The following is a 3,526-nucleotide window of genomic DNA, read 5'->3' as shown; positions in this document are numbered from 1 at the left end:
TCTTATCCGCGCTACGGAATTATGCAGACCTCTGCCTTGGCGCGACGCCAGCCGCATTTATGATCCGGAGTTGTCACGGCCGGCGCAGGCCTTGGGCAGGCATCAGGAAGACTGTGCATTGATGAAAACGTGCGACCAGATGCGTCTCACGAAGCGAGCATAATCATAGCCTGTCAAGGAAGGCCAGGATGTCGCTCCGCGGGCGAAACCGGCGCTGTTTGTACTGAAGAGGTTGAATGGCGTTGAGCGCCCGCTGTTTCATGGCTAGGTCGGCTTCGATATACATGTGTGTCGTAGCAGGGCTTTCATGGCCAAGCCATAAGGCAATCAGCGAGAGGTCCACGCCGCCCTGGAGCATGTGCATCGCAGTGGCGTGCCTCACAACATGCGGAGACACATGTCGCGTCTTGAGTTGCGGGCAACGCGCGGAAGCTGCTGCCACGGCCAGCTTCAGTCGGTCTGTCACGCCGGATCGGGTCATCTGACCACCGGCACGGTTGGGAAAGAGCCATTGCTGGGGATCGGGATTGATCTGGCGTAGCCAGCGGCGAATCAGTTTCGCAGTACTATTCCACAGTGGAAGGGTGCGCTCCTTTCGTCCCTTTCCATGCAGGAGAACGCAGCAACCGCGGTCCAATGAGACATCCTTGGCACGCATAGCTGTGAGCTCCGATACGCGTGCGCCAGTATTGTAGAGCGTAGCCAGCATGACCTGATCGCGTTGACCACACCAGCTGTCCACGTCGGGAGCCGCGAGGATGCATTGCATTTCCTCCCGGCTGAGAAAGCCGACCATAGGCCTGTCGAAGCGTTTCATGGGGATGGCCAGCACGCGCTGAAGGACTGGTAATGCGGAAGGCTCCTGTAATGCTGCATAGTGAGCGAAAGACCGGACCGCAGCAAGGCGCGCGTTGCGGCTGCGAATCGCGTTGTGCCGCATGACTTCCAGATGGTTAAGGAAATCGAGAATCAGCCCTACGTTGAAGTCGGCCAATCGTAGTTTATGGGGCGGCTTGCCCACGTGTTTCTCGGCGAAATTGAGCAGCAGGCGGAAGGTGTCGCGATAGCTGGCGACGGTACGAGGACTAACGTTGCGCTGCTCGATCAGATAGTCCATGAAGAACCTCTGAATCAGGACCGAGAAACGTACTGCTGGATCAGAGCTATTCATCTGCAATCTCCCGTGCATAACGTTCGAAGCGTTGAGAGGCGACCGCCATCAGTTCGGGAATCGCGCTGACATACCAGTAGGTATCGGTTACCCGAACATGACCAACGTAAGTGGATAGCGCAGCGATCGCGTTGTCGACATTGATCTGCCGCCGATACCAGCGAAGCAGGCAATTCGTGATAAACGTGTGCCTCAGGTCATGAATGCGCGGCGCCTGATGCTCGCCACGAGCAACCCAGCCTAGCCGCCGGCGCAAAGTGCAAAATGCATCCTCCGCATTCCAGATCTTCAGCGCGCATCCCCATTGCGACAGGAAGAAATTGTCGTCGGTTGCGAGCGGAAGCAGACGGTCGCGGAGATGCGCGTAGCGCCGAAGAGCGGCGATGGTCGTCGCATGTAATGGGACCAGGCGGGATCTATGGAATTTGCTCTTGCGAACGCTCAGCATGCCGTGCTCAAACATCACGTCCGAACGTTCAAGACGCAATGCTTCGGAAATGCGCATACCTGTAGCAGCAATCAGGCCAAAGAGCGTTTCGTAGGTTGCTGGCCGCAGTCCCCCTCGCGGAGACAACCGGCTGGCAGCAGCCAACAAGGCCTCGACCTCCTCATCGCTGAAGATATGAGGGACCGGGCGGTGGTGAGTCGAGCCCAGTATCCTGTGTGGTGGGACTTCCGTATCAGGATCGTATTGCTGAAGGTACCGGATGAACGGACGAAGCACTTCGATCCGCTTCGCTGCAGTGATAGGCCGCTCAGAATGAGAATCCCTCGCCCAGCGTAGTGCAAGATCCAGCGTAACCGGGCCACGATGACCACGACCTTCGGCAAAGCGGGCAAATGCGAGCAGCTGTGTTCCCTGACATCTCAACTCGTAACCCAGTTGCCGCTTGACATGCAGGTAATCCTCGACCCTGCTGGTCAAAGTACACGAATGGCTCATGATTCGCCCTCCGGCCAAGGCGCCGCTATCGCCGCCAGTCTGCGGAAATCCACCTTGGAGTAAATCATGGTTGTATTGAGACTGCGGTGACGTAGCACATCAGCGATATCCTTCAGGGACGCGCCATTGCTGAGCATGCGGCTGGCTACCGTGTGTCGCAGCAAATGGGTACCCATCGACGTACCAGGCCATCCGCATCGGGCATAGGCCAATCTGACCACGCTGCATACAACAGCTGGAGTGACCGGGAGATCAAATGGAGCCCGGTGTCGCACGAATAACGCCCGGCCGGCGGTTTGACTCCGACCATAACGCACGTAATCGGCCAGGGCGCGCCCGGTTTGCACGGGTAGTGGCAGGAAATCCACCCGCTTGCACTTCGCTGCCCTGATGCGCAACGTCCCCTCGCGCCAGTCGACGTCTGAGAGTTGAAGAGCCGCCACTTCTCCTACGCGCAACCCAAGGTCCACCAGCAAACGTGCCATGGCGTAATCGCGCCGTCCTGACGAAGTCCGCGTGTCAAAGGCGTGCAGGAATTGCACGATCTGGTCCTTCGTCAACAATCTGGGCACCCGGGCCATCGACCACACCGCCACCTTCGGCACGGCAGCGATTAAGGTCCTGGTCTGGTCGCCAGTGAACTGTCGGTAACGGAGGTAAGTGCGCAAGCTGCCGGCAAGCGCTCCCGCACTCGTCGGGCTGAGCTCCTTGCTCCGCTCGACGACGAAGTGCAGTATGTCCTGCGGTTTGACGCGACTCATGTCAATGCGCCGGTCGCCAAATTGATGAACCAGAAAATCGCGTATACAGTCGTGGTGATTGCGACGAGTACTCGCAGCGAGACCGCAGGTCTCGTCGAGATAAGCGTCAAGACGATGTAGCTCGTCGACGATGGTGCCCGGTAACGAGGATGATCGTGGCTGGATGCGCCCTTGCGCGCGAAGCATCTTGAGCAAGTGTCTAAGTGCCGCCCGAGTGAAATTCAGTGCGCACACCTTCCGCCCCGGACAGTCGCAATCAGGAAGGTGTACTGAGATGAATTGGCGAATCAGATCCTCGTCGATCTGATCAAGCTCGATACCACTACATGTGAGCCAGTGCGAGAAGTGGGCCAAACAGGCAAAGTAATGCCCAATGGTATGAAGCGCGTAACCGTGACCGCGAAGGTAGTCGACGTATGCGTGCCGGCTCGCCGCGAGAACACTATCTTCAAGCTGATACCACGATCGAACTCCCATTTGATCTTCGTACATGGTAGCTTCCTCCGAGGCAATAGAGTCCCTCAGCAGAGCACCTTTTATTATGTTCAGCAATCGCAGGATATCGCGTGCCGAACAACGCTTGTCGACGCGGAACGCGCTGCATGTAACCTCTCCGGACCTTGCATAATTCCGTAGCGCGGATAAGAGCGC

General features: G+C 57.8%; 3 protein-coding genes. All 3 read right to left on the bottom strand.

What is annotated here, in order from left to right; all coding sequences use genetic code 11:
- Positions 1-163: 163 nt before the first annotated feature.
- Genes FSO04_RS45245 through FSO04_RS45235 form a run of 3 tightly spaced genes read right to left on the bottom strand, consistent with a single transcriptional unit; the run spans position 164 to position 3,367 of the window.
- The gene (locus FSO04_RS45245; RefSeq protein ID WP_154567912.1) at positions 164-1,171 is read right to left on the bottom strand and encodes a site-specific integrase; all 1,008 of its coding nucleotides are present in this window, start codon (positions 1,169-1,171) and stop codon (positions 164-166) included.
- Complete coding sequence (locus tag FSO04_RS45240; protein WP_154567910.1) at positions 1,164-2,114, bottom strand: tyrosine-type recombinase/integrase; 951 nt, start codon at positions 2,112-2,114, stop codon at positions 1,164-1,166. The genes FSO04_RS45245 and FSO04_RS45240 overlap by 8 nt, the downstream gene beginning before the upstream one ends.
- Positions 2,111-3,367, bottom strand: a complete 1,257-nt coding sequence (locus FSO04_RS45235) for a site-specific integrase (RefSeq protein WP_154567908.1) — start codon at positions 3,365-3,367, stop codon at positions 2,111-2,113. Before FSO04_RS45235 ends, FSO04_RS45240 begins: the two co-directional genes overlap by 4 nt.
- Positions 3,368-3,526 lie beyond the last annotated feature (159 nt).

Origin of the sequence: Paraburkholderia madseniana (assembly GCF_009690905.1) — a bacterium.
GTDB classification, from domain to species: domain Bacteria; phylum Pseudomonadota; class Gammaproteobacteria; order Burkholderiales; family Burkholderiaceae; genus Paraburkholderia; species Paraburkholderia madseniana.
This window is presented reverse-complemented; position numbering and strand designations above follow the sequence as displayed.